Consider the following 26,972-nt stretch of genomic DNA (forward strand, 5'->3'; position numbering starts at 1 on the left):
GATGCGCCCCTCCTTGCTTGCTAACGTTTCATGCCTATAACCGTACCCATCATTTCATCCACAGTACTGATGATTTTAGCATTGGCTTCATAGGCACTCTGCAGTTCGATCATTGAAACAAATTCCTCGGAAATATCCACGTTGGACATTTCAAGGGAATAGGATGACAGGGTGCCAAGCCCGTTTTCCCCGGGCTTATTGGTGATGGCTGCCCCGCTGTCTGTTGTTTCTGCATAAAGATTGCCGCCCATACTTTTAAGTCCGTTTACATTGTTAAAATCTGCCAGAGCAACCTTAAACAAGGCGATCTCCTGGCCATTTGAATAGGTGCCGGTAACCAGGCCATCGGACCCCACCCCAATTCCGGTCAGATCCCCTGATGCATAACCGTCTGCATCCTTATATGTAGTGGAAGAAGATTTAGAGTACTGGGTGGTGGATAACGAATCATTAACCCAGTTGTTACCGTTAAATTTTGACCCGATATTGAATGAAATGTCGGTTTCTGTTGTGCCGAACTGTCCGCCGAGAAAATCAGCCGTAAACTGATAATATCCTGTACCTTTCGCCTCATCGGTTGTAACCTCACGCCACGAAGTGGATCCTTCAATGTCAAAGGTGATGACACTTCTGTCTGCCAAAGGATCAGTGTCTGTCCCGGATTTAAGTTCTTTTTCAAATGTGAAGACAATGTCTTTCCTGTCATCCTCACTGCCGGACCCATCAAGGTCTATGTAACAAGATTTGGAATCGCCTGTAAGGGTTGCATTCTCGTATTTGGACGGAGGGGTATCGGGATTCACATCAAAGCTGAAGTTTGTCCAACTTGTCCCGGTCGTATTCGTGATATTAAGATCATTAGTGCCATCGCCGTTAAAATCAATGTCAAAATCGTCTTGTGTCGTGGTTGAAATTGTAGCGTTCGCATATTCTTCAGGGGGGGTAGATGCAATTTCAAAGACAAGACTCTGACCAGAGACAGTGTTATCCATGGCTTCATCAAGGGAAATTTCTATGGTGGCAGGATCGCCCGAACCCGTATCAATGGTCAGCACATAAGTGTCATCCGCGCCCGTAACGGTTAGGGTTGGGGCACTGGGGTTGGTCGTTGTGGCAGACCAGGTTTCGGTGATTTCGTCGTAGTCAAGTGTATACTGACCAGCCAGCACCGCAGCGCCATCCGAACCGGATGCGGTCACGGTCACGTCAGGACTGGTGTCACTCTCAATTGAGCTGGCATCTATATTAGTGATATCATCATTTTTTAATGCATCGTTCCAAGCCCATGCCGTTCCATCCCAATATAAGCTGGTATCCTTGACCACCATAGTCATGGCGTCCGCATTGGTCACACTGTAGGTGCCGAGCCCAGCATCATCGCTTACCAGAGTGCCGGCATCACTTGCTCCTTCGGGGTTGCTCCAGGACCAGGTTTCCGTGTACGGGTTCCAGATAATGGAAACGCCTTCAACATCGTCTGTCATGACACTGGGATCATTAATGGAGAGGCTCGTGTTGTTTTTTGTACCGCCGTTTTTGCCATCCAGTGTACCGTAATCCACATTTGCAAGATTCTGGACATGGAGCTGTTTCGGATCATTGATATCAAAGGAGAGGGTATCCCCGGACATGGCACTCTGATCCAGGGAAATCTTTAAATCAGCCTCTGTTTTTCCGCCGCTGGAAGTCGGATCAAGCACGATATTAACGGTTGTCGCATCAGAATAGATAATCTCTGCGTCTTTGTATGCGTCCGGCAGGGAACTGGTATCAAGGACCCATTTGTCACCGTCATATGCCATTGAAATGCCATAACCATCCAGTTGGATGACTTCGGAATCTTCGATTTCAAAATGAACATCGTCCACTGCATTATTTCCGAACGATTCCACGTTGCCGACGATGCCTGTAAGCTCCTCCATGGTCATGGAAACAACTTTACCGGAACTTTCGGAAAAGGTAATCTTGCCCCTTGCCAGAAGTCCTGCAGCGTCAGTATCTGCGACAAGGGCACGACTGTCTTCGTCCGGATCACAGGCGATAATGTATTCCCATTCAGTATCGGATTTCTTACTGTAGTAGACAGTGACTTCATGGGAAGAACCCAGGGAATCATAGACCGTGAGCACAGTCTGGTATTCATACTGATCCGAATCCATTGTGGTGCCTTTATCCTCATTATATTTAAAAAGGTTGGACAAAGCCTCGGCAATGGGCTCGGCATCGGAATCCAGGTTGGTAATTACGATCATTTCCTCCGTATCATCCGGCGGGCTTGTAAACTCGGTCAATATCAAGTCTGTAACAGCCCCGTATTCATCTCCTGTATCCCCTTCAACATACCAACCCTGGAGAATATACCCTTGGGAAGAGACAAGCGCGCCGCTTTCATTGAATGAAAAATTACCAGCCCTTGTATAAAAGGATTGTTCAGACCCGGCCTCGGAAACAATAAAAAAGCCATCTCCGCCAATGGCAAGGTCTGTGGAATTGCTTGTGGTTTCAAGGGAACCGTCGGTGAACACCTGGGCAACATTGTCAACGTTCATGCCAAGCCCCACCTGGGACGCACCGGCATTGGTGCCTATGGTCTGGTAAAGGGTATCGGCAAAGGTGGCAGTTCCCTTTTTATACCCAAGTGTATTGATGTTTGAAATATTATTACTTGTGACCTGGAGTGCATTGCCGGTGTTGCCCAGGCCGCTGGTGCCGGCATAAAGGGAACTGGTTAATGACATGGGGTCCTCCTTAGGATAGGTATAGTTTTATATTTTGAGGCAGATTCGGTTTTCCACATCTGCCTGTGCGTCTACTTAACAGAAGTTATGCTTGATACAGAAACCAGACGTCCGGTATCTCCGATTTCAAGGTATTTGGTGCCGTTCACAGTCGTGATGGCACTCACCTCACCGGAAATGGCGGTGGAGGCAGTTCCTGTATCCGCTGTAACCGTATAATAATACACTCCGTCAGGGCTCGCATAGCCTTCGCTGGTCAACCCGTCCCAGGTGACGCTATTCTCTCCGGTGGTTGTGTCGTCAGCTGAGATCTCAATGGTCTTAACTTTTTCATTATCGGCGTTGTAAATTGTCACCGTAACATTGGATTCGGCTGTCAGGCTGAAGCTTAATGCATCCCCCTGGACCTCGCCGTCTTTCTTATGAATAATCGGATAATTGGAAGATACCGTGGTGCCAAGATATTCAAGAATTGAAATTGATTCACTGGGAGACGAGGACGAAGGCGCGGTTACGGTGGTAACATTGTCCGGGTCAACCAGCACACCGCTGACAACCAGATATTCTTTTCCGTTCTGGTAAGACACTGCGCTCACGGTTCCGGACAGATAGGATTCCACCGCTTCGTACCCATCGCCGGAGTCAGCCATAACCACGTAGGAATATTCACCGTCATCCAGATTGTTGCCCTCGTCATCTGTGCCATCCCAGGAGACCAGATAAGATCCGGCATCGACTTGACCCTCGGACAGCGTAGCCACCTTGGTACCATTGGAATCATACACATACACCGTGACCTCAGAAGGCTTACCCACCTCATAAAAACCAGGGGTTACAGAACCGTCATCAATGGTCATTGAGGTCACTGTTGCGGTAACTGTCTTTCCGATATATGAATTCGCATCAACCTTTCCGGAATCATTCACATTATTATTCATTTCCTCAAGCTTGTCATTGACATTGATCAGCTGTTCAACCTGGGAGAACTGGGCCAACTGGTCTGTAAACTGGCTCGTATCTGCCGGATCAAGGGGATTTTGATTTTCAAGCTGGGCCACCAAAAGAGTTAAGAACTGATCAGAGCCCAACGAAGTGGATGAACTGGTATCGCCTGTTTTCGAAGTCTTTTCAGTACCATGAGCCTCGTAGCCGTTAATCAGTGACGAAAGGATCGAATTATCGGACATGCCTGCCTCCTCTGGCTTTTACTTTTTAATAATCAGGTTGGTGCTTTAATATGCCAAAGGCACCTTGCCTGACTGTGATCATTTCCAAGAAAGGTGCCTAAATGATCCTGCAGTGGAAAAAACAAGGTTATAAAATATAATATATCTCAAATGATTAGTTGTAAATTATGGATTTGCAAACAAATAAATATACCAAAAATAATTGAAATATTAATTATATAGAGAACGATCATGTATAAACTAATATCATGATACATATATATAAAAATATACTTCTAAGATCCTGGGCACTCAGAATGATGGGTTTAATAGATGGAATTTTTTACCTATTCTACTGTTTTCATTTGACTGTCAGCCGAAATCGTCCTGATACTCAAATATATTTTATTAAAATTTTATTTCAGATGTTTATATTTTATTAATGTGTTGAAATATATATTAATTTTAATTAATAATACTATTAATTAAATGATATATTACAGAAGAATCTATATCAAGCTATCTAAAGGATATACAATCATAGGGCGATAAGAAATTTAATCACTCGGAAGAATTTGCCTGTTATGGCTGATAATATTTTTAAGGAGAAAAATCATGGCAACCGGCACAGTAACCTCACTTGGACTTGGATCAGACATTGATCTTCAAGGTCTTTTAGACACCCAGAAGGAAGCTGATGAAACCATTGCAGGACTGGCGCTGGACGAAATTGAAGAGCTTCAGGCACGAGAAGAAGCACTGTCTTCCGTCCAAAGTAAACTTTTGACCATGAAATCCAGCGCGTTGAACCTGTCTTTATCTTCCACTTATCTTTACAGGAAGGTAACTTCATCCAACGACGACGTGGCAACCGCCACAGTACTTGACGGAACCGGTACCGGCACCCACAAAGTTGTCACCTCCCGCCTTGCATCTTCCAGTTCATATATATCAGACGGATTTGAATCTGAATCCGCCACCGTGTATGTCCCAACCGTCCGGCAGTCTACCGACAGCTACAGCACCCTTAATGATACGGTCCTCGAAGAGGGCCAGACATTGACGGTCAATTACGGGAACAAAGATGATCCTTTAAGTTTGACTATCACCGGTACTGCAGGCGGCATGAGTGTACAGAACGTACTGGATGCTATAAATACTGACGCGACCATGAGTCCATATGTTACCGCGTCCACCTACGAAGATGAAGATGGCATACATATACAGATTGAGTCTACCACAGGCGAAACAGGAGAAGATGGGCGTGTACAGGTAACAGGCTCGGATGATGTTACCTCTTTCACGGCACCTGCAGAAACGCTCTCATTCACCGTGGGAGATGGTGAGGTCTTTACAATCTCCGTACCGGGGGAAACCCGCCTGGATGGGTTGGCCAAGCGTATTAACGAAGCAGACGACAACCCCGGGGTCACAGCCAAGGTGATTTACACGGGCACAGGCGATACCCCCTATCAGCTTATTCTGGAAGCCAATGACAGCGGTGAAGACAATAGAATCACCATCATCAGCCAGCCGGACAGTTTAGGTTTCACCGAATCAAATGGAAAAGGATACACCATGACAGGGGATGACGCCATCTCCTTTGCAACCCCTGTAACCATTGATAACACCAACAACGCCATTGTTTTTGAAGAAGTGAATGAAGACGAAGAAACAGTTTCCCTGACCGCAGAAATTGCTGCAGGGGATTATGAAACCGCAGAAGAACTTGCAAACGCGGTTGAAAAGGCGCTTGAAAACGTCTCTAAAGAGCAGGGAAATAATACGGATTACCAGGTTTCCATTGACTCCGAGACAGGCTTAATGTCCATCTCCGAGGCCGGAACCCTTAACAGCGTGACCATTGACTGGGAAAATGCAAGCAGCACAGCCGCTTCAACTTTGGGATTTACCGAAAATAAGACCATAACACCTATGGACTCCTCACTCAATGCCATGCTCACCGTTGACGGCAATACGTACCAACGCCAGGATAATACAGGGATTAATAATATTATTGAAGGCATAAACCTGAAACTATACTCCACAGGCACATCAACTATTACCATAGACAACGATACCGAAGACATTGAAACGGAGATCAAAGCGATTGTAGAAGCGTATAATACGCTTATGACTGAAATTGATGAAAATGACGATTATGACGAAGCCGAAGAATCCTGGGGAAGCCTGGCGCAAAGCTCCACCATCAGGACCCTGAAGCAGACGCTTCAGGACTTAATTACCTCTACTGTGGATACGAATGGTTCCATCACCAGCCTTTTGGATCTGGGTATTGAGATTAAAGATGACGGAACGCTTACCTTGGACGAAGACGCCCTGAATAAAATATTAAGCAACAATTACGATGAAGTCGTTTCCTTGCTAAAGGGCACGGATAATGTAGAAGGGCTGGGGGATAGACTCAATGATTCCTTTGGCAGTTATGCCTTGTCAGGGGGATATCTTCAGGATGAAATTGATACTCTTGGAGATAGGGTGGACCGTCTGGGAAAAGATTACAAAGAGAATATGGTGCGCATTGAAAAAAAATATGAACTTATGGCAACGGAATACACCAAACTGGATTCTTATCTTTCAGAACTTGCCAACATAGGAAACTACATTGATTCAATGATGTCCACGAATAAATCCAAAAAATGATGTCCACAGACTAGGACGAATCGCTTTCTTTAATCACGCCAGTGAAACAAAAGAAAAGGCGGACATTCCATCTTTTAATGAAGGAAAAGTCCGCCTTCCTTTAGGATCCTGCTATAATTCAAGCAGGATTAAAATTCAAAACTCAGTGATGGGAGCCGCCTTTATCATTAACCGTGTCGTAGGCTGCCTTAAGAACGCAATAGGTCATGCCTGCCCCTAAAATGGAAATGGCATACCAGAACCCACCGAAAAAAATTGCATGGCCGATGTCCCAGGCCCATTCAAAACAAAAGGGAAACATTAAAACCTCCTTTATCAGTTTTGAGCTGCCGCGTCGGCAGATTTGTTAAGTTCCAGTTCCTGGGGGAATACCGGCAGGTACCGGTATGCAACGGCAATCAGGATAATTCCGTAGGCAACAGGCAAAATGGTCGTTGCCACTTCCTGCCAGCTGGGAATATACAATGCCCAGGTGTCAAAGGACATCACAGGCACGGCCATAATCTGAAGCACCATCACCCACCGGTTCAGGCAAACGCCAATGACGCCCAGAATTATGGCAATGGTGCGGGTGGCCGGATTCTCCCGGGTGCTTTTATTAATCAGGAGCAGCCCCGGCACAACACCGCACAGAATCACTTCGGTAATCAGAATCCAGTAACCGTAGAACCCGTTGTTGCTGTAAAAATGGCTCAGTTTGAATCCCATTGAAGGCACGGTGACCCATGCCCAGTAAATGGTATCAATGATCTTGGCAATAATATAGGTGGTGATCATCCACCCGGAAATTTTTGCCAGCAGGTGGACGGTTTTATCTCCCACCAGCTTTTTACCTGTGATTATTTCCGTGATTTTGGTTACCAGCAGGGTAAAACAGGGGCCAAATGCTGCGGCAGACCAGGTAAACAGGAAAAAAGTCCAGGGCCAGATCAAAAGGCCTTCACGATAGGCAAACGGGCGGCCAAACATAACGCCGGCCACACCGCCCAGGGACCCTTGGTGGAAAAAACTTAAAAAAGCGCCGGTGGCGGCAAAGACCGCCATCACCCCGTGCATGTTGTGGGCCAGGTGGTGAAAAAACGGCACCTTGTTGGCCTGGCGGTTTTCCAGGATATTGGGAATAAACTCAATGGTCAGCACTGCAAAATAGCAGGATAGACAGAAGGCCACCTCCGTAAGCATTGAATGCACATTGGCATGCCAGAAAATAAACCAGCCGCGCAACGGCTGTCCAATATCAATGGCCAGGATCAGCAAAGCGGAACTGTAGCAGATAAATCCAATGATCACGGCAAAGTTGATGATATTTTTCAGCTCATCAACCTTGAAAATGTATTTCAAAAGACCTGTGAAAAAAGCACCGCCGCCAACCGCAATGACAGCCAAGTCAGCCCAGATCCACAGGGCAAATCCGTAGTAGTCGTTCATGTTGGTCTGGTTCAGGCCTTTAAACCAGCACAGGAACATGGCGTAAACGCCCCAGAGCAGAACAGCACCCACGATGACGATCCCAATCATGAATGTCGGGAATCCACAGCGTTTAGCGCCTTCGGGTATTAATGCATCATCCATATCTAATTACTCCTGAATAGTTTTATGCAAGTTAACCATGGGATGAAGACGCCCCATGATGGGTTTTAACATTTTCCCATTCACCTTTAAGATAGTTGTCTCCGGCCTTTCTGACCCATTCCCGGTCAGACATGTAATACACCTTGGTGTTGGTGCCGAGACGTTCAAGCAGCCTGAAAACTTTCGGGTTTCTGGATTTGCCCACTACCTTGTGATTCAAGGGGTCAGGATGGGGATCAGGTTTAACAATCTGATGAACCTTATGGGCAGGGTTGTTCAGGTCTCCAAACACAATGGCACCTGCCGGGCACGCTGTGGTGCATGCGGTCTGGTACTCCATTTCTTCGATTTCACGGTCTTCCACAATGGCCTGTTCCCGGGCCAGCTGGTACCGGTGGTAACAAAAGGAGCATTTCTCAACCACCCCGCGCATACGCGGGGATACATTGGGGCTTAAATAATTTTCCATACCCTCGGGCCATTTTGGATCCCACCAGTTAAAGTATCGGGCATGATACGGGCATGCTCCCATGCAGTACCGGCAGCCAAAACAGCGGGTATAGATCTGGCTGACAATACCTGTATCATAACCATAATCGGTTGCCGTGGCAGGGCATACGGATACGCAGGGAGAATGGCCATGGTCACCGATTCCGCCGCAGTGCTGGCAGGGACGGGGAATATAAGCGATTTGCGTTTCAGGAAAGGATTTTCCATTGGTCAGTCTGTACACCCGCATCCAGGTGATGCTGTCCTTTTTGTTGGATTCATCCTCCTTAAACGGAACGTTATTCTCGGCCATGCACGAGACCATACAGGCACCGCATCCCGTGCATTTGTCCAGATCAATAACCATTCCGAACTTATGGGCTTTTTTATTTTCTATCATCAGAACCTCTTAAAAAGATTTCGTAAACAGTTTACGCCTTGGAAAGTGTCGCTTTAACTCCAAAGGCAGCATCCAGTCCTGAACCAGGCTCGATGACCGGGCCGATCAGATCATTGACATTGACACCTTTACCGGCCACGTAAGGATTGTTGAAGGCATGTCCAAGCCCCCTTGGCATACCGATTACGCCGGGCATAATACCTTCATTAAAGCCGATTTTCACCTTTGCGGTACCCATGGCGGTTTTCAGAACAGCAACATCACCGTCTTTCAAGGCCCCTGCAGTGGCCGGATTGATTTCAACAACACTGTATTTTCCTGAAATGACCTTGTCGGAAACGGTTTTAACAGCAAAGGGAGAAGATGCCATTGAACCGCCGGCAAGCCGCATCTTATCAACGGGCACCAGGGTGTAATCGCCTTCACCCATGACCTCAGCAGCTTTGGGACCGGAAGCAAGGAAGGAAAAATCCGTTGCAGGGGTTCCCGCAGGCGGCCTGTCATCAATGACAACATACCCGTCGCCGGACAGGTTCTCCCAAATTTTTTCCGCCACTTCCCCAAGGCAGGAATCATAGGATTCCCAGGCAAAACTTTGTGCAATGCTGTGGCCCATGGCCTGGGCAAGAAGGATCAATGCATCACCAGGATGCTTGGTGTCAAATACGGGCTTAACCATGGGCCGGCACAGGCCCACGACTGTTTTGGCAAGACCTGCGCCGGAAACGACATCTTCGAGGCGTTCAAGAAAGATGGATGCAGGCAGAATCACATCAGATCTAAGCGCGGTTTCATCCATGAAAGAACTGAAGCTGACCTTGAATCCGACCTTGTCCATGGCAGCCTTGACTTTTTCAGGGTTGCTCAAGACGTAGCAGGGATTGGCATTGTAAATAAACAGGGCTGAAAGGCCACCGTTCTTTTCAAGCGTGTCAACCAGCTCATTAACGGAACCGGCAAGTTGGTCTTTGCCTGCGCCCTTTTCAGCGACCTCATCCATTACATTTTCGGGGAAATTTAAATAATCGGCCGGCCCCATGACAAACACACCACCCTCTTTGTTCAGGCGGCCTGCCAGTGCATTCAGGGTCTGAACGGCAGCGAACTCACGAAGGCTTTGACCAACATCCCCCCTGCCCTTTCCCGGCACGGCCACAGGTGCCTTGGCCTTGATAAATTCCATGGCAAGGGCCTCAATATCCGCAGCTTTGACACCGGTGATCGCTTCTACCTTGGCCGGTGTGTACTCTTTTACGACCATGGTGGCGAAAGCGAACTTATTTACATCCCCGAAAAGCCTGCCAGTTGAAATCTGGGCCTTTGTGAGCAAAACCGCACAAAGACCCAATGCCAGGTCTGCTTCGGTGCCTGGTTTCACAGCAATTATTTTATCTGCTGTATTGGCTGTGTTGGACAGTCGGTAATCAACCTGTACAAGTTTTGCCTTGCGTTCACACCTTGACGCATTGGCCTGGATACAGGCCACAGGAGCCCCCCAGCCCTCAATAAGTGCCGCACCGAAACTTAAAATAAAATCGGAATGATCAAGATCAAACCCAAGGCGTCTATCTGCACCGTGAAGAGCAGCAGCCGTCAGCGCCAGGTTGGATTCAAGGCTTGGCATGGTATAGGTATTTGGAGAGCCAAAAGCATCCATAAACCGTGCAAAAAGCTGGGCCATGGAACCGCTGTCAGCACCGGTGATCAATCCTAGGGATTCGGGTGTGCCGCTTTCACGGATTTTACCCAGTGTCTGGGCCACAAGTGCGATGGCCTCATCCCAGGAAATCTTTTCAAATTTGTTCCCGGTTTTCTTTAACGGGGTTTTGATCCTGGCAGGATCATAAAGATACTGCAGACCGGAAATGCCGTGGAGACAGGCACCTCCGTTGTTAATGGGGTAATCGTCAAGGCCTTCGATTTTAACAGGCCGTCCGTTTATTTTTCTGACGCTGATACCGCAGGCACCTGGGCACAGGCTGCATACGGACCGGTCATAGGTTATTTCGCCGTCTTCAGGGACAGGGGTCCAGGGCCAGTTCTGGGTCCAGATGGAAGAATCATCTGTCAGTTTGACACCCACAGGGGAAAGCGCGATGCCAGCTGCCGCGCCAAGCCCCAATCCCAAGAAGCTTCGTCTGTCAATTTTCATAAGTCATCCTTTATAAACTTTGAAATTCTTGTCCTTGAGGTATCTTACTTGTGGCACTGGAAGCAGTAGCCCTTGTGACCCATTTTGTCCAGGTGGCATTGTGCACAGTCATCCATCTTCATACGATCCCAGGAATTCTTTTTGATTCCCCAGATATTCTTGCCCCAGATATCACGGCTGTAGCCGGTGATTCTGTTTTCTTCATAGGGCCGTGAAGATGAGGACTCACCAATGTGACCATGGCAGGTCTTACAGTCCATGCCGTCTGCACCTGTATGGGCGGCATGGGAGAAGAAGACGCAATCAGGCTGTTTGGCGTAAATCAACCATGGCACTTCCTTTCCCTGGGCCACATATTCCTCTACAAACACGGCTTCATCGTCGGTCTCTCCCATGGGTTCATCTGTATGGCATTCCATACAGGCGACCAGGCCCGGGATTCCGGAGAAGGTGCCGTCTTCTCTGAGAAAATGGCAGGTTTCACAATCACCTGTTTCTTCGGCATGAAGATTGTGATCAAAATTAAAAGGCTGCTCCTTTTTTGAATAAAGCAATTTTGGAAACAGCAGCCAGCCCGACAGGAAGCATATCAAAAAAGCCCCCATAAAAAAGACGACACCAAGTCCTAACCCCTTGTCATCTTTTGGGCCGTTGTTGGTGCATTGGTGCGCACCATCCCCAGGACCATCGTTTGCATTGTTTTCTATCTCGCTCATGAAAACTCCATCAATGTTAAAATGTTGATGTTACCATACCCTTACGGCCACAGGATAAGCCCCAGGCCAATATTTTTCGCAGAACAGCATTTGCCATGCCTATTTTCTGCAATACGTCCAGAAAAAACACCCAGAAAAAACACAAATCGCTCAATCTATATTAATATATGTTTTTCTTGTCAAGCTTAATTGAAAAGCCCCGAGGTCAATCGCATGTGACTTGCCTGCAGTTTAATAGTAATTTTGAATGACTCATGCGGATTATAGAGTATAAATCTTCCTGCAAAGTTGAAATCGGTCCCGGACACAGAGCAGACAAACGGTGGGAATAAAAAGCGTGCCCACCCTGCCGGCTGCCGGGTGGAGCGTAACGGTAGGGTGGGCAAAGGCAAAACGTTGCCCACCATTGTATGAATAAGATTTTCTTCGATTCCGAGCGAAACGCCGGTGTAACCTGGGACCGGTCTTTGGGCCGTTTTTTCCTGCTGCCTTGGCGTCCCCTGGGAAATCACCCGAATTGTGTTCGGAAAAAGTCAGGCCCTATCCTTCTGAATGCTGGCCGCCTTAATGGAAAGCACTCCGTATTACAAAATTCAGAACGGTTATGATCCGATATGGAAAGCACTCCGTATTACAAAATTCAGAACGGTTATGATCCGATACTGTTCAAAGCCTCTTCAAGGGTTGGAAATATTTTAAAAATGGAATAAAACCCTGATAGTTCAAACACATCTTTTACAGGTCCTTGCAGACCTGAAATCAACAAATCCTGCTTCTTTGCCTTAAGATTTTTGGCTGATATGAGAACTACCCGAAGGCCTGCACTGCTCATGTATTCCAGTCCTTGCAGATCCAGAATCACAATTTTCTGAACAGTTGCCGTAGATGCCGCAATCTCTTTTTCAATTTCTGTGGAATTAGATGCATCTATTTTCCCTGCAACGGAAATAACAAGTGCGTTGGAACATTCGTCTATGTGGATATCCATTTCATACTCCGAATTGTTTATATTGTAATATACGTTAATGCGTATAGCACATTTCAAATTACTTGGGTATAGAGAAGTCTTTATAGCAAAAAGGATCACTTTTAAGAACCGTTCCCAAATGCAAAATTGGGGGCCTTGATCACAACCTAGGCCACTGTGTGTCGAGCTTTTCGGGAATGAATTTGAAGTGTTTTAATTTCAGGTAGTTGGAGTGTTTGTGAATCGGGTTTCGATATAGGTGGCCCATCTTATGATCAAAGCCAAAGTTCCTGACTCACAAATTAGGACGGCGGTGGCTCTTCTGTCTCTTCGGGTTTATACTCTATGATTGCCGGATCTGTATCAGACGGCCCTTCAAGCTGAAGCGGCTGGTCGCCCACGGCATGATACTCAAGGCTGATGCGGTGTTTTTGGATCTCGGTCTGGCTTTGGATGCTTTTTTTGGCAAGCAGGTAACGCAGATAAATAATCCAAAGGCCTACGCAGACAACGATTCCTAACAAAACAAAGAACACCCATTCGTACTGAATGAAAAGATCAATACTAACGTGTCCCAGGTAGGTAATCATATTGGGAATGATCCAGTATGAAACCACTCCAACGAAAACCAAAAAGCCGATGTTAAAAATATTCATGCGGCTGATGCGGTTCAACGTTGACTCCAGCTGATTCCCGACACCTGGTTCATTTACAGGACCTGAATTTTCATAAGTCACCGTATCACCATGAAAGATCACCAGATATGCTTTGACGACAAAGGCAAAAAGCATCATGGCCCCAATGGGAATGCATATTGCCGCCACAAACCAGGCCCGAAAGGGAAACGGTACTTCGCGCGTATTGAGTCGCACCGTGTACTTTTCAAGGGAACCGAATACCTTCTCAAAATTAGCTTTATGAAAATCGCTTAAATTATTTCCACTGGTTTCGTGTATGACATTGCCCTGGTTATCGAGGACCTGAAGGACAGATTGTTTGCCCGATTTCATGGCCGCCAGGGCAAAAATTTCGAGTTCAAGTAAAAAAAGACCCACAACAATAATAATGAAAAGGGTCTTATTTTCCTGTAATAGTTTGCTGATTGGAGATGATTTCACGGCATCACTTTTTAATAATTGCGATTATACATAGGGCGTAAGAATTGATTTGAATAATTTTAAAAATGGTCGATGCCACTTAGCTTTTATCATTTTGCCGTGTCTCTTTTTTCAAAATTGGATTAATATCGCTATTTAAAACTTAAAAAGGTGGGACAAAAAAATCCCGTCCCACCCTGTAATACCCTCTTTATCTCTTACTTAGTTTTACATAGCAGTAGAAAGGACGCCTGCTGCCAGGAACTCTCTGTTCAAACGAGCAATATTGGTAATTGAAATATTTTTCGGGCATGAGTTTTCGCATTCTCTTTCGTTAGAGCAGTTGCCAAACCCACACGCATCCATAGTTCTTACCATAGCCAATGCGCGTTTAGCTGCCTCAGGTCTACCCTGAGGGAGCAGAGCAAGATGGGAAATCTTAGCGCTGACAAAAAGCATTGCAGAAGCATTCGGACATGCAGCAACGCAGGCGCCGCACCCAATACATTCTGCTGCATTCATGGCAAGTTCACCAGTTTCATATGTAACCGGAAAAATATTTGCTTCAGGAGCGCCCCCGGCCTTGGCAGTTATATAACCGCCAGCCTGGATGATCTTATCAAAAGCACTTCTGTCAACAACAAGATCTTTTACGACCTTAAACGCTTTTGCTCTGAAGGGTTCAATAAAAATTGTGTCGCCATCTTTGAAACGTCTCATGTGAAACTGGCAAAGGGTGGTGCCTTTCTCTTCTCCGTGAGCATACCCGTTTACAACCTGGCCGCACATTCCGCAAATTCCCTCGCGGCAGTCATGATCAAAGGCAATAGGCTCAATGCCGGCAATTGTCAGATCATCATTCACGATATCAAGCATTTCAAGAAAGGAGGCGTCAGTGGAAATATGTTTTGCCTGATAGGTTTCAATTTTCCCTTTTTTCTCACCCCGTTTCTGGCGCCAGACCTTTAGTGTCAGATTAATAAATTTTTCTTCCATCACTTGTAGCTCCTTTGCGTTAATTTCACATTCTCAAAAACAAGTGGCTCTGTGTTGCGTATCGGGTCTTTACCTTCACCCGCATATTCCCAGGCAGCTACATGGCAGAATTTTTCATCATCTCTCTTGGCTTCGTTTTCTTCTGTCTGGGACTCTTCCCTGAAATGGCCACCACAGGATTCTTCGCGCATCAACGCATCACGGGCCAGAAGCTCGCCGAATTCAAGGTAATCAGCAAGTCTGTAGCCTTTTTCCAGAGTCTGGTTAAAATCTTTGCGGCTACCTGAGACACTAACATTTTCCCAGAATTCTGCGCGAAGTGCTTGAATCTTCTGGATTGCCGTTTTAAGTCCTGCGTCATTACGGGCCATGCCACAGTAATCCCACATAATAAGGCCAAGCTCTTTGTGCATATCATCAACAGTTCTCTTGCCGTTAATGTTCATAAGCTTGTCCAATTTCTCAGTAAGCTGTTTCTCTGCATCTTTAAATGCCTGGTGAGAAGTGTTTACATTCGTCAGGGACTGGGTTGCAAGGTATCCGCCGATGGTATAGGGAAGAACGAAATAGCCGTCTGAAAGGCCCTGCATCAGAGCACTTGCACCAAGACGGTTTGCGCCGTGGTCTGAGAAGTTGGCGCCACCCAGACAGAAAAGGCCTTCACGGCTTGTCATCAGGTTATAATCAACCCATGTCCCACCCATGACATAATGGATCGCAGGATAGATTTTCATGGGCACTTTATACGGATCTTCGTCCTGAATCTTATGGTACATCTGGAAAAGGTTGCCATATTTTGCTCTGATGACATCTTCCCCGTCACGTTCAATTGCTTCGCTAAAATCCAGATATACAGCAAGGCCTGTATTACCGACACCTCTTCCTTCATCGCATGCCAGTTTTGCATTACGCGACGCAACATCGCGGGGAACAAGGTTACCAAAACTGGGATATTTACGCTCCAGGTAGTAATCCCTTTCGGATTCAGGAATTTGATCCGGACTGCGTTTATCTCCCTTATTCTTCGGAACCCAGATTCTACCGTCATTTCTAAGACTTTCGCTCATAAGCGTCAGTTTAGACTGATAGTCTCCATGCACGGTAATACATGTGGGATGGATCTGGGTATAACAGGGATTGGCAAATGCAGCGCCTTTTTTGTAAGCTGCCCAGCATGCAGAGACATTGGAATGCATACCACTGGTGGTCAGAAAGTAAACATTGTCATATCCGCCTGTAGCCAAAACTACGGCATGGGCTGAATGACTTTCGATTTCTCCGGTTACCAGGTTACGGCAAACAACACCTCTGGCACAACCGTCTACAATAACGATATCAAGGATATCACGTCTGGGGAACATCTCCACGCCGCCAAGACCGATCTGACGACAAAGCTGGCCGTAAACGCCGAGAAGTAACTGCTGCCCGGTCTGTCCTCTGGCATAAAACGTACGTGAAACCTGGGCACCGCCGAATGAACGGTTGGCATGGAGTCCGCCGTATTCTCTTGCAAAGGGAACACCTGTGGCAACACAATGGTCTATAATGTTATTGGCATTCTGGGCAAGACGGTAGACGTTTGCTTCTCTTGCGCGGTAATCGCCGCCTTTGATTGTATCATAAAAAAGGTTGAATATACTGTCGCCGTCACCGGGATAATTTTTTGCTGCGTTGATACCGCCCTGGGCAGCAATACTGTGCGCTCTTCGCGGACTGTCTTGGATGCAGAAATTTTTTACCTTATACCCAAGATCTGCCAAAGTTGCCGCTGCAGAACCACCGGCAAGACCTGTTCCTACAACGATGACTTCAAATTTTCTTTTATTTGCAGGATTGACTCGTTTTAACTCAAATTTATGTTTATCCCATTTATCCTTAAGCGGACCTGACGGAACATTGGAATTAAGTTGCATGTATCCCCCTGATTAATTGATAATTATAGCTATTAAATCATATTTAAAGCGATTGGAATAAAACCAAAGCCCACGCCGATAACCACACTAAAAAGTATCCCAAATCCTCTAACGATAGGCGTATATTTCGGATGGCTGGCACCAAAGGACTGAAAAGCACTCCAAAAGCCGTGATTTACATGAAATGCCACTACGACCATAGCTACTATATAAAACACAAGAGTCGCAGGCTGGGAAAGGACGGAAGCTGTGAGATCGAATGTTGTCGTAGTAGAATGATCAGCAAATTTAAGACCAACCAGATGAACAACTATAAAAACCAATATAAAAAGACCTGTGTAAGGCATAGTTGCCGATGCCAATGTCCGGCCGCCAGCGTTTGACTTTTTCTTATATCTAACAGGTCTTGCAGCAAGGTTCTGAAAATAGAGAATAATTGCCATACCGATATGAATCAGGGCAAAAATAATCAAACCTGCCTCAGCGACGTGGATAAGAATCCCAAGGGCATGAAGATGCTCAACATAAGCATTAAAAGCATCTTTTCCGCCATAAACAAACAGGTTTCCAATGAGGTGGGTTGTCAGAAAGCAGCAAAAGGCAAGACCGGTTACTGCCATAAACTGCTTTTTAGCAACAGAGCAGCTAAAAGTTCGTACCAGCCAGTTCATAATTTAATCCTTTCTAAATTCGGCAACACTACATAATTTATGCAGTATTACCTTAAATTTTAATAAAATTAAATACTAAATCGTATTCAGCGAAAAAGTGCCAATAATTTTTCCCTCCTTTTCCCTCCTTTTTTGTTTATACTATTAACATATACCGTTGCAATACCCATAAAAATCAAGCTTTGTCGAATGCATACGAACCAATGAATTTTAAAATGTATAAACAATACATATAGAATTGTCAATATAAAATTTTTAATTCTCCTTTCTACAATTTTGGTAATATTTTCAAAGACTTTACTTTCATTACAAAATTTTCAACACGCTGTTTTTAATGGTTTTTAATGAGCTTCTTCTAATGCCATTCTAATACTGTTTGCTCGGTTCGCTAGGGTTCCCGATTTCCTCTTGATAAAGGATGAGATAATGGATGAATTGATGGCAGCAATTCATTCACCTGTTTCAACAGAACAGCACTGGCCTCTCCGCATTTTTCGTTCACATGGCCGATTCCTTAAATAATTATTGTCCCGCCTTGATCATCTGCGCGTCGTTAACGGCTACTGCCGCCATATTGACAATGTCTGAGACATCATCTGCACGCTGCAGTACATGAATGGGTTTTTTCATCCCCATGAGGATGGGGCCGACAGCAACGGCATTGCCGAGTTTGGCAAGCATTTTATATGTGATATTACCCGATTGCAGGTCCGGAAAGATAAAAATATTTGCATCCCCCTTGAGGTTGGAGAAGGGATATTGGTTTTTGACGATTTCCGGGTCCAGGGCAACATTAGCCTGGATTTCTCCGTCCACCCTCAGCTCCGGAGCCCATTCCTTGACCAGCTCGGTTGCTTTTTTCACTTTCAGGGTCAATGGGTGCTGGGCACTGCCAAAGTTGGAAAAGGAGAGCATGGCAACGCGTGGTGTGATATCAAAATGCTGTGCCTGTTCAGCAGCCAGGATGGCTGTTTCCGCCAGCTCTTCTGCAGTCGGTTCAATGGTAACGGTTGTATCGGCGCAAAAGATCACCTTTTTTTTGAACACCATCATGTACAGGCCATGCACTTTGGATAAGCCGTCCTTTTTACCAATCACCTCTATAGCCGGCAGGATGACATCCGGATAATGCGCGTTGATGCCGGAAAGCAGGGCATCCGCATCTCCTTGTTCCACCATGATGGCGCCGAAATAATTTCCATCCTCCTGCAGACGGCGGCGGGCATCATAGCGTGTCATGCCCTTGCGTTGACGTTTGGCAAAGAGTATTTCCGTATACGCTTTGAGTTTTTCACTTTTGCGGGGGGTGATGATCTCCGTGGTGCGCAGGTCGACATTAAGTGCCCTGGCTTTTTCGCGGATGATTTCATCATCGCCGATAAGAATCGGGATGGCAATTTTTTCGTCCAGCAGCACCTGTACCGAACGTAGAATTTTATCTTCTTCACCTTCCGGAAAGACCACCCGTTTAGGTGCTGTTTTCGCTTTGTTGATCATGGTACGCATGATCTCTTTTGAGCGCCCCTGGAGCGCCTCCAGGTGTTCAATGTATTTCGCCATGTCTAAGATGGGTCTGCGGGCGACACCGGAATCCATGGCTGCCTGTGCAACGGCGGGTGCAATGTGTAACAAGACCCGCGGATCAAAGGGTTTTGGAATGAGATATTCCCGCCCGAATTTGATTTCACTGTTGCCATAGGCACGGCGTACGGAATCCGGGACATCTTCTTTTGCCAGCCGGGCAAGGGCGTGGACTGCCGCCAGTTTCATCTCATCATTAATAGCGCTGGCATGGGTGTCCAGAGCGCCACGGAAAAGAAAAGGGAAACACAGGACATTGTTTATCTGGTTATTATAGTCAGAGCGTCCGGTGCCGATAATGACATCATCGCGCACCGCTTTTGCTTCGTCCGGGGTGATTTCCGGGTCAGGATTAGCCATGGCAAAAATGATCGGGTCTTTGGCCATGGCGCGCAGCATGCCGGCGGTGAGCGCCCCTTTGACTGAAACCCCGAAGAAAATATCCGCACCGTTCATCGCATCTTCAAGCGTGCGGGCATCGGTTTGCGCCGCCAAGCGCTCTTTATACTCGTTCATGCCCACGGTGCGGCCTTTATATATGACCCCCCTGGAGTCGCAGAGGATAACGTTGTTTTTGTTAATGCCCATGAAAATTGCAAAGTTGGCGCAGGCAATCCCGGCGGCTCCGGCTCCGTTCACGACCATCTTGACGTCTTCAATTTTTTTCCCGACGATTTCAAGGGCATTGACCATACCGGCGGCGGAAATAATCGCTGTTCCGTGCTGATCATCATGGAATATCGGGATGTTCATGGTTTTTTTCAACGCTTCTTCAATATAAAAGCATTCCGGACCTTTGATATCTTCCAGATTGATACCGCCAAAGGTGGGCTCAAGCAGCTGCACTGTGCGGATCAATTCATCCGGATTTTTGGTGTTCAGCTCAATATCAAAAACATCTATATCGGCAAAACTTTTGAACAGGACGCCTTTCCCCTCCATAACCGGCTTACCGGCAAGGGCGCCGATATCTCCAAGGCCGAGAACTGCCGTTCCGTTGGAAACAACGGCAACAAGATTTCCCTTGGCTGTATACTCATAAGCCATATCGGGATCTTTTTCAATTTCCCGGCAGGGTTCTGCAACCCCAGGGCTGTAGGCCAGAGCCAGGTCCCTGCTTGTTGCGCATGGCTTTGTGGTGATAACTTCAATTTTACCTTTACGGCCGCTTCGGTGGTATTCCAGAGCATCAGTGAATTTTGACATTGTTCCTTCCTTTAAAAAGGGACGAAAAGTAATCATGGTATGATTGAACTTTTTTCAGAAAATTATCCAACCCCCTCTTGTTTCTAGTTTCCTATCCGATTCTTATACATATCTTCAAACTGGCGGGCAATACTGTCACGCTCATAAACAATCTCCACCCGTCGGTTCCGGGCCCGGCCCTGGGCCGTATCATTGGAGGCCACGGGGTGATACTGGGCATAGCCTTCGGCAGAAATATAAAAAGGCGGCACACCGGTTGCCACCAGCAGGCGCGCAACCGTAGATGCCCTGGCCGAAGACAGTTCCCAGTTGGACGGATAAATGGGTGACGTAATAGGCTCGGAATCGGTATGTCCCCGGACCTTTACATGGTAGGCAAGCCTTGATAAAACCGACGCTACTTTTTCAAGTATCTCCATCCCCTTGGGCGACAACTGGGCCCCGCCTGCGGGGAAAAGCAGCAGGTCGGACAGGGTAATGACCGCACCAGCCTCGGTTTTGGTCACACTGACCTCCCCGCCCAGTTTATTGAAAAGGACCAGTTCCCTGACTTCGGAAACAATATCATCCAGCTCCTTTTCAATCATACCGCCAAGCTCGTCAATGGACTGGCTGTCCACTTTTTCTTCCGAAGGTACCGGGTGCATGGTCAATCCCTCCCGGGTACCGGACTCAGGAACAGTCTGGGCACCCAGGGCACTTCTCAAGGATTTGACCAGTTCCTTGTAAGTCTCCTGCTGGGTAGTGCTCATGGCAAACAAAAGAACAAAAAAGCACATCAAAAGCGTTACCAAATCCGCAAAGGTTGCCATCCATGCCGGGGCCCCCTCTGTGACATTGATAATCTCTTCCTTGACGACTTTTTGTTTTCCGCGACCTGAGTCTTCGTCGTTTTCAGCCATGCCTTTATCCTTCTACCTGAACCATAGATTACTTCTTGGCTTGCTTGCCGGCATCCCCCAAATAGACCTTGAGCTTATCTTCCATAAGTTTGGGATGTTCGCCTTCCCGGATGGATAAAATGCCTTCGTAAACAATATTCATGTTGGTGATTTCTTCTTCGGTACGCCCTTTGAGCTTATCACTCATGGGAATAAAAAAAAGGTTGGCCATGATGGCCCCGTAAAATGTGGTAATCATGGCAACGGCCATTTTCGGACCAATGGTGGAAGGGTCATCCAGATTGGCCAGCATCTGCACAAGACCGATCAGCGTACCGATCATGCCGAATGCCGGTGCATAGGCCGCCATGCTGGCAAAAATGGCTGAACCGGTATCCAGATTCTTTTTGGTCAGTTCCATCTTCTTTTCCATGATCTGACCGATATCTTCGGTCTTAACCCCGTCCACGGTCATCTGCAGGGCCTGGGCCAGATAGGGATCAGGTGTACTCTGAATATCGCCTTCAATGGACAGCAACCCTCCTTTTCTGGCCTTATTTGATATTTCCGCAAGGTTGGCAATGATATCTTCGGCTTTTTCAATCTTGAACATGAACACCTTAATGGCTGTTTTAAATATGCCTAAAATATCACCCAGGGGAAAACCGATCATGGTTGCGGCAATGGTACCGCCCACAACAATGAGAATAGAGGGGATATTGATGAACATAGTGATGGGACCACCCAGAAGAATGGTGCCCAGAATGAACCCGACACCGGAGACACAGCCGATTATTGAAGCAATATCCATTCGTTTCAGACCTTTATATAAACAGTTTCGTCAACAGGGTATGCCCTGTGATATTGTATTATCTTATCAATGGCTTGCCGGGTCAGGGTCTGGCCGGCAGGCAGCAGTTTGGTGCCGGTCCGGGTGAACAGCGTTGCACTGAGAATCATTCCCGGTTCCAGCTGTTCCACGCCGACACCACGGACCTTGAGCGTATCTCCTCCCCAATGCAGTAGCGCATACTTTTCAAGCCATCCGGCAACCATCGGATCAATACGGGTGCCGATTAACGGCTCAAGGTCTGAAAGCAAATCCCGGATATCAAAAGCCTTATTTTTCTCCCGAAGGGTCTCCAGTTCATCCGCAGCAGCCAGGATTCTTGACGCCAGAGGAATATGGTGGCGTTTCAGGCCGTCAGGATATCCTGTACCGTCCACATTTTCGTTCAAACACCGGATAATGGCTGCCGGCCGCTCAAATCCCCGGCAATGGCTGAGCAGTTCAGCCCCTTTAACCGGAAATTGCATGATCATCGTTTGATCATATACGGTTTGATCATATGCTGTAGGACGGCCGTCCGGATGTTGACCTGCGTCGCTCCCACCAGGCACGCGTTGACAAATATACTCCTTTGAAAGGAAAAGAAGTCCGGTTTCGTGGAGCATACCAGCTTTTGACAGATCCTCCAACTGTTTTTGGGGTAAGCCCATATGCGTTGCCATAAAACAGGCAATTTTCCCCACACGCTCGCCATGGCCGCGATTAAGCTCCACCCGCTGACGGATTAACGCATAAAGAATGCGGCTGAATCCTTCCATATCCGCAGTCATCTGTGTCTTGGCATCCAAAAGGCTTTGCTTCAAACGCCTGCGCTCTTCGGACATCTGCTGGATCTGTTTTAACGCCGTGTTCAGATTGCTTTTATCCTCAAGCAGCTCATCTTTGACTTCTTTTAATTCGCTTTTAAACCGATCCAGATATCCAAAAGATTTTTCAAGGGAACCGGTCTTGGAAAAAAGTGCCTGTTCAAGATGGAGCTTATCTACAGCCGCTTTGGCTTTAACTTCAAGCTCCTGTGTATCCAGGGGCCAGTCCACCACCTGATCAGCACCTGATGCCATAAGACTTAACCGGACACGTTTTCCGGTTTTTTCAGGTACGATAACAAAAACTGCCAAAGAAAATTTGAAATGATGACCATCCAACGCATCAAACCATGACCGGACCTTTTCCGGGTCAACACCGGCGTCATGGCCAAAAGGATCCATCAGCACAATATCCGGTCGCTGTTTCAGGGATTTTATGGCATCAGGCGTATGAACACAGGCAAGGGAAAGGTGTGGATCTGCAGACGCAAAATTTGGGGGGCACCGGGGGCCCACATATAAAATGGAAAGGCGCAAAGCCATAAATTAAAAGATACCTGTATCTTGTCTATTCCGAATATCCACGGGTCCACCATTCATCCCAGCGTGTACCAAGGACCTCCCGGGCAAGCTGTTTACCTGTATCTGTCCTAAGGCGGCCGACCACAAAGGGCAGCCAGGATTCAGGGGAGGTGGCGCCAAGGTCTTTTAATTTTTTAAGTTCAAGAATAAAGGAGAGTTGATCCGCATCATTGGCCAGCCGGGCTTCCCTGGTTTCTCCCCGGTTGAATTCATCAATAAGTTCAGGGATCTCTTTTGCCCAGTCAAGGCCCTGGACCAGATCTGACACCGCATGGGGTTCATCCACAGTATTATAGTGTTTGTTCACGTAATTCAAATCCCCTGTCCGGGCTTCGGCCGTATCATGCACCAGGGCCATGGAAATAAGCTTTTCAGCATCCACATCCGGTTCAAGCCGGGCCATGACAAAGCATAAGAAAGCTGTGGTAAAGCAGTGCTCTGCAATACTTTCCCCTCCTGTGCCCAGAAAAGCGTACCCGGTCCGGTTCAGGTCTTTGAGCATCCGTACTTCAAACAAAAGATCAGCAATCCGTGTCATTTCGCATCCATGTCCTGTGATTTAGGCAACAAATCTTGACAAGATATAGAACACTAGCTTAAATAAAGTCAAGATTTACAAGGATCAACACATCACTGGAGGTCCCGATGCCGGTTCACGAAAGAATATTTTCACCCCTGGTGTTCCTAATTATTTTTCTCATCTGTTCCTGCCTTTGTGCCTGCCTTTCCCCGCTTGGTGCCCGGGAAAGACTGGAAAAGTTTGACACAGATCAGGATACCGGCTTTTACTACACCATCAAAAAAGGCGACACACTCTGGGATCTGTCCCAAAAATTTTATAATTCCCAATGGGCCTGGCCAGGTCTGTGGGCGCTTAACAAGGATATTAAAAATCCCCACTGGATTTATCCGGGCAACACCATCAGGGTGTATCTGAAGACTGAATTGAAAAAACAACCCCTTGAAAAACAGGTGCTAAAAAAACCGGTCCCGATGGCGGTTGTCACCCGGTTTAATTATCCTGCCATTCACAAGACCGGATTTATAAGGGAAGCACAGGTGCCGGCCCTTGGCACGGTGGTGCGGGAAAAAGACGGCAATATCATGATGGCCACCGATGATATTGTTTATATCAGGCCCACGGGCCAGGCTCCTTTTATTCCCGGGCACAGGTACCAGATTTATTCCACCTCCCCGGTAGATCAGAAAGTCGGCTTAAGCCATTACAAAGGCATCAGGCACCTGGTCAAAGCAGATCTTGAAATTATTGAGACCAATACCCGGTATGCCACCGGAAAAATTAAAAATACTTACAGGGATGTGGTTTCAGGAGATCTGGTCATGGATTTTTATCCAAGACAGACCTCACTTGAGGTCAACGCGCACCCAGCTCCCGTGGATGCTGTCCTGCTCTGTTCCGAGGATGACAATGTTCTGGTTAACGATTACCGCATCGCCTTTATAAATAAGGGTATCCAAGATAATATCCAGCCAGGTAACATTTACACCATCAAGCGGGGCAATCAAACCGAATCAATTTACGACGTAAAAGCCGGACTGGATATCGCACCGGTGGCAGCGGGCAGGCTCATTGTGCTTCATACGGAACCGGCAAGTGCCACGGTCATGGTACTCTCGTCAACCCAGGATATACTCCCCGGCGATATCGTCAACTAGGACCCCGGTGTCACGCCTGCTCCCAGGTTACTCTCAAAATCTCCTGGTAGGTAGTTTGCCCCTTAAGCATTTTTTCTATCCCGTTTTCCCGTAAAGGAATCAGGCCTTGTTCACGGGCTGCCTTTCGCATATCACCAAGGTTTGAATTCCGGGTTGTCAACTGCTTTACTCCCCGGGTATAGGCAAGAATTTCATAAATCCCGGCCCGGCCGCTGTAGCCGGTATTTCTGCATTTCATACATCCCTTGCCGTGTTTGAGCTTTAACGGCCCGTCACCCGGCACAAAAAGCCCCAGGTCTGCAAGCTCCCGGCGGTCCATTTCAAAGGGCTGGACGCAATGGGGACAAATTTTGCGCACCAGGCGCTGGGCAACAACCCCGGCAAGGGCGGAATGAATCAGATAGGGCGGGATACCTAAATCCAAAAGCCTGAAAACCGTGGACACGGCATCGTTGGTATGCAGGGTGGACAGCACCAGGTGCCCTGTCAGGGCAGCCTGTACCGCAGCCTGGGCCGTTTCAAGGTCCCGGATCTCTCCCACCATGATGATATCCGGATCCTGGCGCATGATATTGCGTAAAACCGACCCGAAGGTCACATCAATGGCCGGCTGGACCCCAATCTGGTTAAACTCCTCATGGATCATTTCAATGGGATCTTCAATGGTGGTGATATTCACTTCAGGAGACGACAGCATGCGCAAAGAAGAATACAACGTGGTGGATTTCCCGGATCCGGTGGGACCGGTTACCAGCACAATACCAAAGGGCATGGTGATCAGTTTTTTATATTTTTTCAGATCTGCCGGAGTAAATCCCAAGCTTTCCAGGTCCTGGAGAAGAATTTCAGGGTCCATGATCCGCATGACCACCTTTTCGCCGAATGCCACAGGGATCGTAGATACCCGGATTTCCACTTCCTGGTCCTTTTTGAGCATTTTAATCCGCCCGTCCTGGGGCCGTCTTTTCTCGGCCATATCAAGGGCAGACAGATTTTTAATGCGGCTGACCACGGCATTGTGAAGTTTTTTGGGCAATTTGTACACAGTATGCAATGCCCCGTCAATGCGCATGCGTACAAGGCAGATATCCCGCTTGGGTTCAATATGGATATCACTGGCCTTCTGGTCAAAGGCATAGGAAAACAGATGATCCACGGCATTGACAATATGCTGATCCGTGGCCGGTGGTTCATCCATGTTGCCAAGTTTGACAAACCGTTCAAGATTGCCTAAATCCACGCCGCGTTGGGAAAAAAGATTTTCAGCCGCACTGATGGAATGATGAAACCCGAAAAATTCCCTGATAAACCTTGCCACATCCGTTTTTGAACTGACAATGGGGGATACCTTCAGATTGGTCACCCGCTGGACATCGGCAATAGCCTCATGGTTAAAGGGATCAGGGGTGGCCACCACCAGTTTGCCGCCGTTTATCTGCAAAGGCAGCAGCAGATGTCTCAGGGCAAAGGAGCGGGAAATGGTGCCGGTGACAAGATTGAGTTCGAGTTTTAACGGATCAATTTTTTCTGGCTATAACGGATTTGGGGGGTGACCTTTTGACTGGATTTTTAGAGTGCTTTCGTTCATGGTTAAGTTGCAAAGCATAACCTGAAAAATGAAAGGAGCAACGAAAATTCAGACAACAAAGCCAACTCCCCGAAAGAATCGTACAATTGTACTCCCCTTTGATCAAGAGAAATATATGGTTTCGATTCAGGATCCCAAAAAATTCAAAAGAATAGTGGACAATTTCATCGAAAAGCATTCCGAGCTTTTCCCCGATGGAATCCGGAACGGATACGGGTTGAAGGATATTCGGCGTTCTAAAAAGCTTAACGTGCCTACAA

The 26,972-nt window shown here is 47.2% G+C and carries 20 protein-coding genes; 2 read left to right on the plus strand and 18 right to left on the minus strand.

The features are described 5' to 3' along the window. Positions 1-20: 20 nt before the first annotated feature. A complete protein-coding gene (locus tag Q366_RS15565; RefSeq protein ID WP_035240667.1) occupies positions 21-2,738 on the minus strand; it encodes a flagellar hook-basal body complex protein in 2,718 nt (905 codons plus the stop codon). Between the two features lie 71 nt (positions 2,739-2,809). Next, a complete protein-coding gene (locus Q366_RS15570; protein ID WP_035240668.1) occupies positions 2,810-3,925 on the minus strand; it encodes a FlgD immunoglobulin-like domain containing protein in 1,116 nt (371 codons plus the stop codon). Between the two features lie 594 nt (positions 3,926-4,519). Here Q366_RS15570 and fliD point away from each other — a divergent pair. Further along, entirely contained in the window at positions 4,520-6,568 is a 2,049-nt protein-coding gene (gene fliD, locus Q366_RS15575) for a flagellar filament capping protein FliD (protein WP_035240669.1), read from the plus strand. A 142-nt stretch (positions 6,569-6,710) separates the two neighbouring features. Here fliD and Q366_RS21610 read toward each other — a convergent pair whose 3' ends face one another. The 15 genes from Q366_RS21610 to Q366_RS15650 all read right to left on the minus strand — a co-directional run bounded on the left by Q366_RS21610 (position 6,711) and on the right by Q366_RS15650 (position 23,985). Next, positions 6,711-6,869, minus strand: a complete 159-nt coding sequence (locus Q366_RS21610) for a hypothetical protein (RefSeq protein ID WP_169742976.1) — start codon at positions 6,867-6,869, stop codon at positions 6,711-6,713. A gap of 14 nt (positions 6,870-6,883) precedes the next feature. Further along, positions 6,884-8,140, minus strand: coding sequence for a menaquinone reductase integral membrane subunit QrcD (gene qrcD / locus Q366_RS15580; RefSeq protein ID WP_035240670.1), 1,257 nt, complete (start codon positions 8,138-8,140; stop codon positions 6,884-6,886). 31 nt (positions 8,141-8,171) lie between these two features. Continuing rightward, positions 8,172-9,029: a menaquinone reductase iron-sulfur cluster-binding subunit QrcC gene (qrcC, locus tag Q366_RS15585; RefSeq protein ID WP_035240671.1), complete on the minus strand. Its 858-nt coding sequence runs from the start codon at positions 9,027-9,029 to the stop codon at positions 8,172-8,174. A gap of 31 nt (positions 9,030-9,060) precedes the next feature. Then, positions 9,061-11,181: a menaquinone reductase molybdopterin-binding-like subunit QrcB gene (qrcB, locus tag Q366_RS15590; RefSeq protein WP_035240672.1), complete on the minus strand. Its 2,121-nt coding sequence runs from the start codon at positions 11,179-11,181 to the stop codon at positions 9,061-9,063. Positions 11,182-11,225: 44 nt separating this feature from the next. Further along, positions 11,226-11,897 carry a menaquinone reductase multiheme cytochrome c subunit QrcA gene (gene qrcA, locus Q366_RS15595; protein ID WP_035240673.1) on the minus strand — a complete coding sequence of 224 codons (672 nt, stop codon included), beginning with the start codon at positions 11,895-11,897 and terminating at the stop codon, positions 11,226-11,228. 649 nt (positions 11,898-12,546) lie between these two features. Then, complete coding sequence (locus Q366_RS15605; protein WP_035240675.1) at positions 12,547-12,885, minus strand: STAS domain-containing protein; 339 nt, start codon at positions 12,883-12,885, stop codon at positions 12,547-12,549. A gap of 281 nt (positions 12,886-13,166) precedes the next feature. Then, entirely contained in the window at positions 13,167-13,982 is an 816-nt protein-coding gene (locus Q366_RS15610; RefSeq protein WP_035240676.1) for a hypothetical protein, read from the minus strand. Between the two features lie 207 nt (positions 13,983-14,189). Then, positions 14,190-14,957: a succinate dehydrogenase/fumarate reductase iron-sulfur subunit gene (locus Q366_RS15615; protein ID WP_035240677.1), complete on the minus strand. Its 768-nt coding sequence runs from the start codon at positions 14,955-14,957 to the stop codon at positions 14,190-14,192. Then, a complete protein-coding gene (locus Q366_RS15620; protein ID WP_035240678.1) occupies positions 14,957-16,870 on the minus strand; it encodes a fumarate reductase/succinate dehydrogenase flavoprotein subunit in 1,914 nt (637 codons plus the stop codon). Before Q366_RS15620 ends, Q366_RS15615 begins: the two co-directional genes overlap by 1 nt. Positions 16,871-16,902: 32 nt before the next feature. Then, complete coding sequence (locus tag Q366_RS15625) at positions 16,903-17,541, minus strand: succinate dehydrogenase cytochrome b subunit (protein ID WP_035240679.1); 639 nt, start codon at positions 17,539-17,541, stop codon at positions 16,903-16,905. Positions 17,542-18,063: 522 nt separating this feature from the next. Next, complete coding sequence (locus tag Q366_RS22420) at positions 18,064-20,328, minus strand: NADP-dependent malic enzyme (protein WP_035240680.1); 2,265 nt, start codon at positions 20,326-20,328, stop codon at positions 18,064-18,066. Positions 20,329-20,411: 83 nt separating this feature from the next. Continuing rightward, entirely contained in the window at positions 20,412-21,230 is an 819-nt protein-coding gene (locus Q366_RS15635) for an OmpA/MotB family protein (RefSeq protein WP_035240681.1), read from the minus strand. Between the two features lie 28 nt (positions 21,231-21,258). Beyond that, positions 21,259-22,020: a motility protein A gene (locus tag Q366_RS15640; protein ID WP_035240682.1), complete on the minus strand. Its 762-nt coding sequence runs from the start codon at positions 22,018-22,020 to the stop codon at positions 21,259-21,261. A 5-nt stretch (positions 22,021-22,025) separates the two neighbouring features. Beyond that, positions 22,026-23,408 (minus strand): HD domain-containing phosphohydrolase, encoded by a 1,383-nt coding sequence (locus Q366_RS15645; protein ID WP_035240683.1) that lies wholly within the window; start codon positions 23,406-23,408, stop codon positions 22,026-22,028. Positions 23,409-23,433: 25 nt separating this feature from the next. Then, positions 23,434-23,985 (minus strand): HD domain-containing protein, encoded by a 552-nt coding sequence (locus Q366_RS15650; protein WP_035240684.1) that lies wholly within the window; start codon positions 23,983-23,985, stop codon positions 23,434-23,436. Between the two features lie 107 nt (positions 23,986-24,092). On the opposite strand from Q366_RS15650, the gene Q366_RS15655 reads away from it, so the two are divergent. Continuing rightward, positions 24,093-25,124 (plus strand): LysM peptidoglycan-binding domain-containing protein, encoded by a 1,032-nt coding sequence (locus Q366_RS15655; protein WP_035240685.1) that lies wholly within the window; start codon positions 24,093-24,095, stop codon positions 25,122-25,124. Positions 25,125-25,134: 10 nt separating this feature from the next. On the opposite strand, the gene Q366_RS15660 is transcribed toward Q366_RS15655, so the two are convergent. Continuing rightward, on the minus strand, positions 25,135-26,646 hold the full coding sequence (locus Q366_RS15660; RefSeq protein ID WP_211251906.1) for a GspE/PulE family protein: 1,512 nt from the start codon (positions 26,644-26,646) through the stop codon (positions 25,135-25,137). Between the last annotated feature and the right edge of the window lie 326 nt (positions 26,647-26,972).

The sequence above is a fragment of the Desulfobacter vibrioformis DSM 8776 genome, assembly GCF_000745975.1.
In the GTDB taxonomy this organism is placed as follows: domain Bacteria; phylum Desulfobacterota; class Desulfobacteria; order Desulfobacterales; family Desulfobacteraceae; genus Desulfobacter; species Desulfobacter vibrioformis.

Excerpts from the sequence above, each read along its gene's own strand:
- Q366_RS15565 (WP_035240667.1), bottom strand. The coding sequence starts at position 2,738 with ATGTCATTAACCAGTTCCCTTTATGCCGGCACCAGCGGCCTGGGCAAC.
- Q366_RS15570 (WP_035240668.1), bottom strand. The coding sequence starts at position 3,925 with ATGTCCGATAATTCGATCCTTTCGTCACTGATTAACGGCTACGAGGCT.
- fliD (WP_035240669.1), top strand. The coding sequence starts at position 4,520 with ATGGCAACCGGCACAGTAACCTCACTTGGACTTGGATCAGACATTGAT.
- Q366_RS21610 (WP_169742976.1), bottom strand. The coding sequence starts at position 6,869 with ATGTTTCCCTTTTGTTTTGAATGGGCCTGGGACATCGGCCATGCAATT.
- qrcD (WP_035240670.1), bottom strand. The coding sequence starts at position 8,140 with ATGGATGATGCATTAATACCCGAAGGCGCTAAACGCTGTGGATTCCCG.
- qrcC (WP_035240671.1), bottom strand. The coding sequence starts at position 9,029 with ATGATAGAAAATAAAAAAGCCCATAAGTTCGGAATGGTTATTGATCTG.
- qrcB (WP_035240672.1), bottom strand. The coding sequence starts at position 11,181 with ATGAAAATTGACAGACGAAGCTTCTTGGGATTGGGGCTTGGCGCGGCA.
- qrcA (WP_035240673.1), bottom strand. The coding sequence starts at position 11,897 with ATGAGCGAGATAGAAAACAATGCAAACGATGGTCCTGGGGATGGTGCG.
- Q366_RS15605 (WP_035240675.1), bottom strand. The coding sequence starts at position 12,885 with ATGGATATCCACATAGACGAATGTTCCAACGCACTTGTTATTTCCGTT.
- Q366_RS15615 (WP_035240677.1), bottom strand. The coding sequence starts at position 14,957 with ATGGAAGAAAAATTTATTAATCTGACACTAAAGGTCTGGCGCCAGAAA.
- Q366_RS15620 (WP_035240678.1), bottom strand. The coding sequence starts at position 16,870 with ATGCAACTTAATTCCAATGTTCCGTCAGGTCCGCTTAAGGATAAATGG.
- Q366_RS15625 (WP_035240679.1), bottom strand. The coding sequence starts at position 17,541 with ATGAACTGGCTGGTACGAACTTTTAGCTGCTCTGTTGCTAAAAAGCAG.
- Q366_RS22420 (WP_035240680.1), bottom strand. The coding sequence starts at position 20,328 with ATGTCAAAATTCACTGATGCTCTGGAATACCACCGAAGCGGCCGTAAA.
- Q366_RS15635 (WP_035240681.1), bottom strand. The coding sequence starts at position 21,230 with ATGGCTGAAAACGACGAAGACTCAGGTCGCGGAAAACAAAAAGTCGTC.
- Q366_RS15640 (WP_035240682.1), bottom strand. The coding sequence starts at position 22,020 with ATGGATATTGCTTCAATAATCGGCTGTGTCTCCGGTGTCGGGTTCATT.
- Q366_RS15645 (WP_035240683.1), bottom strand. The coding sequence starts at position 23,408 with ATGGCTTTGCGCCTTTCCATTTTATATGTGGGCCCCCGGTGCCCCCCA.
- Q366_RS15650 (WP_035240684.1), bottom strand. The coding sequence starts at position 23,985 with ATGACACGGATTGCTGATCTTTTGTTTGAAGTACGGATGCTCAAAGAC.
- Q366_RS15655 (WP_035240685.1), top strand. The coding sequence starts at position 24,093 with ATGCCGGTTCACGAAAGAATATTTTCACCCCTGGTGTTCCTAATTATT.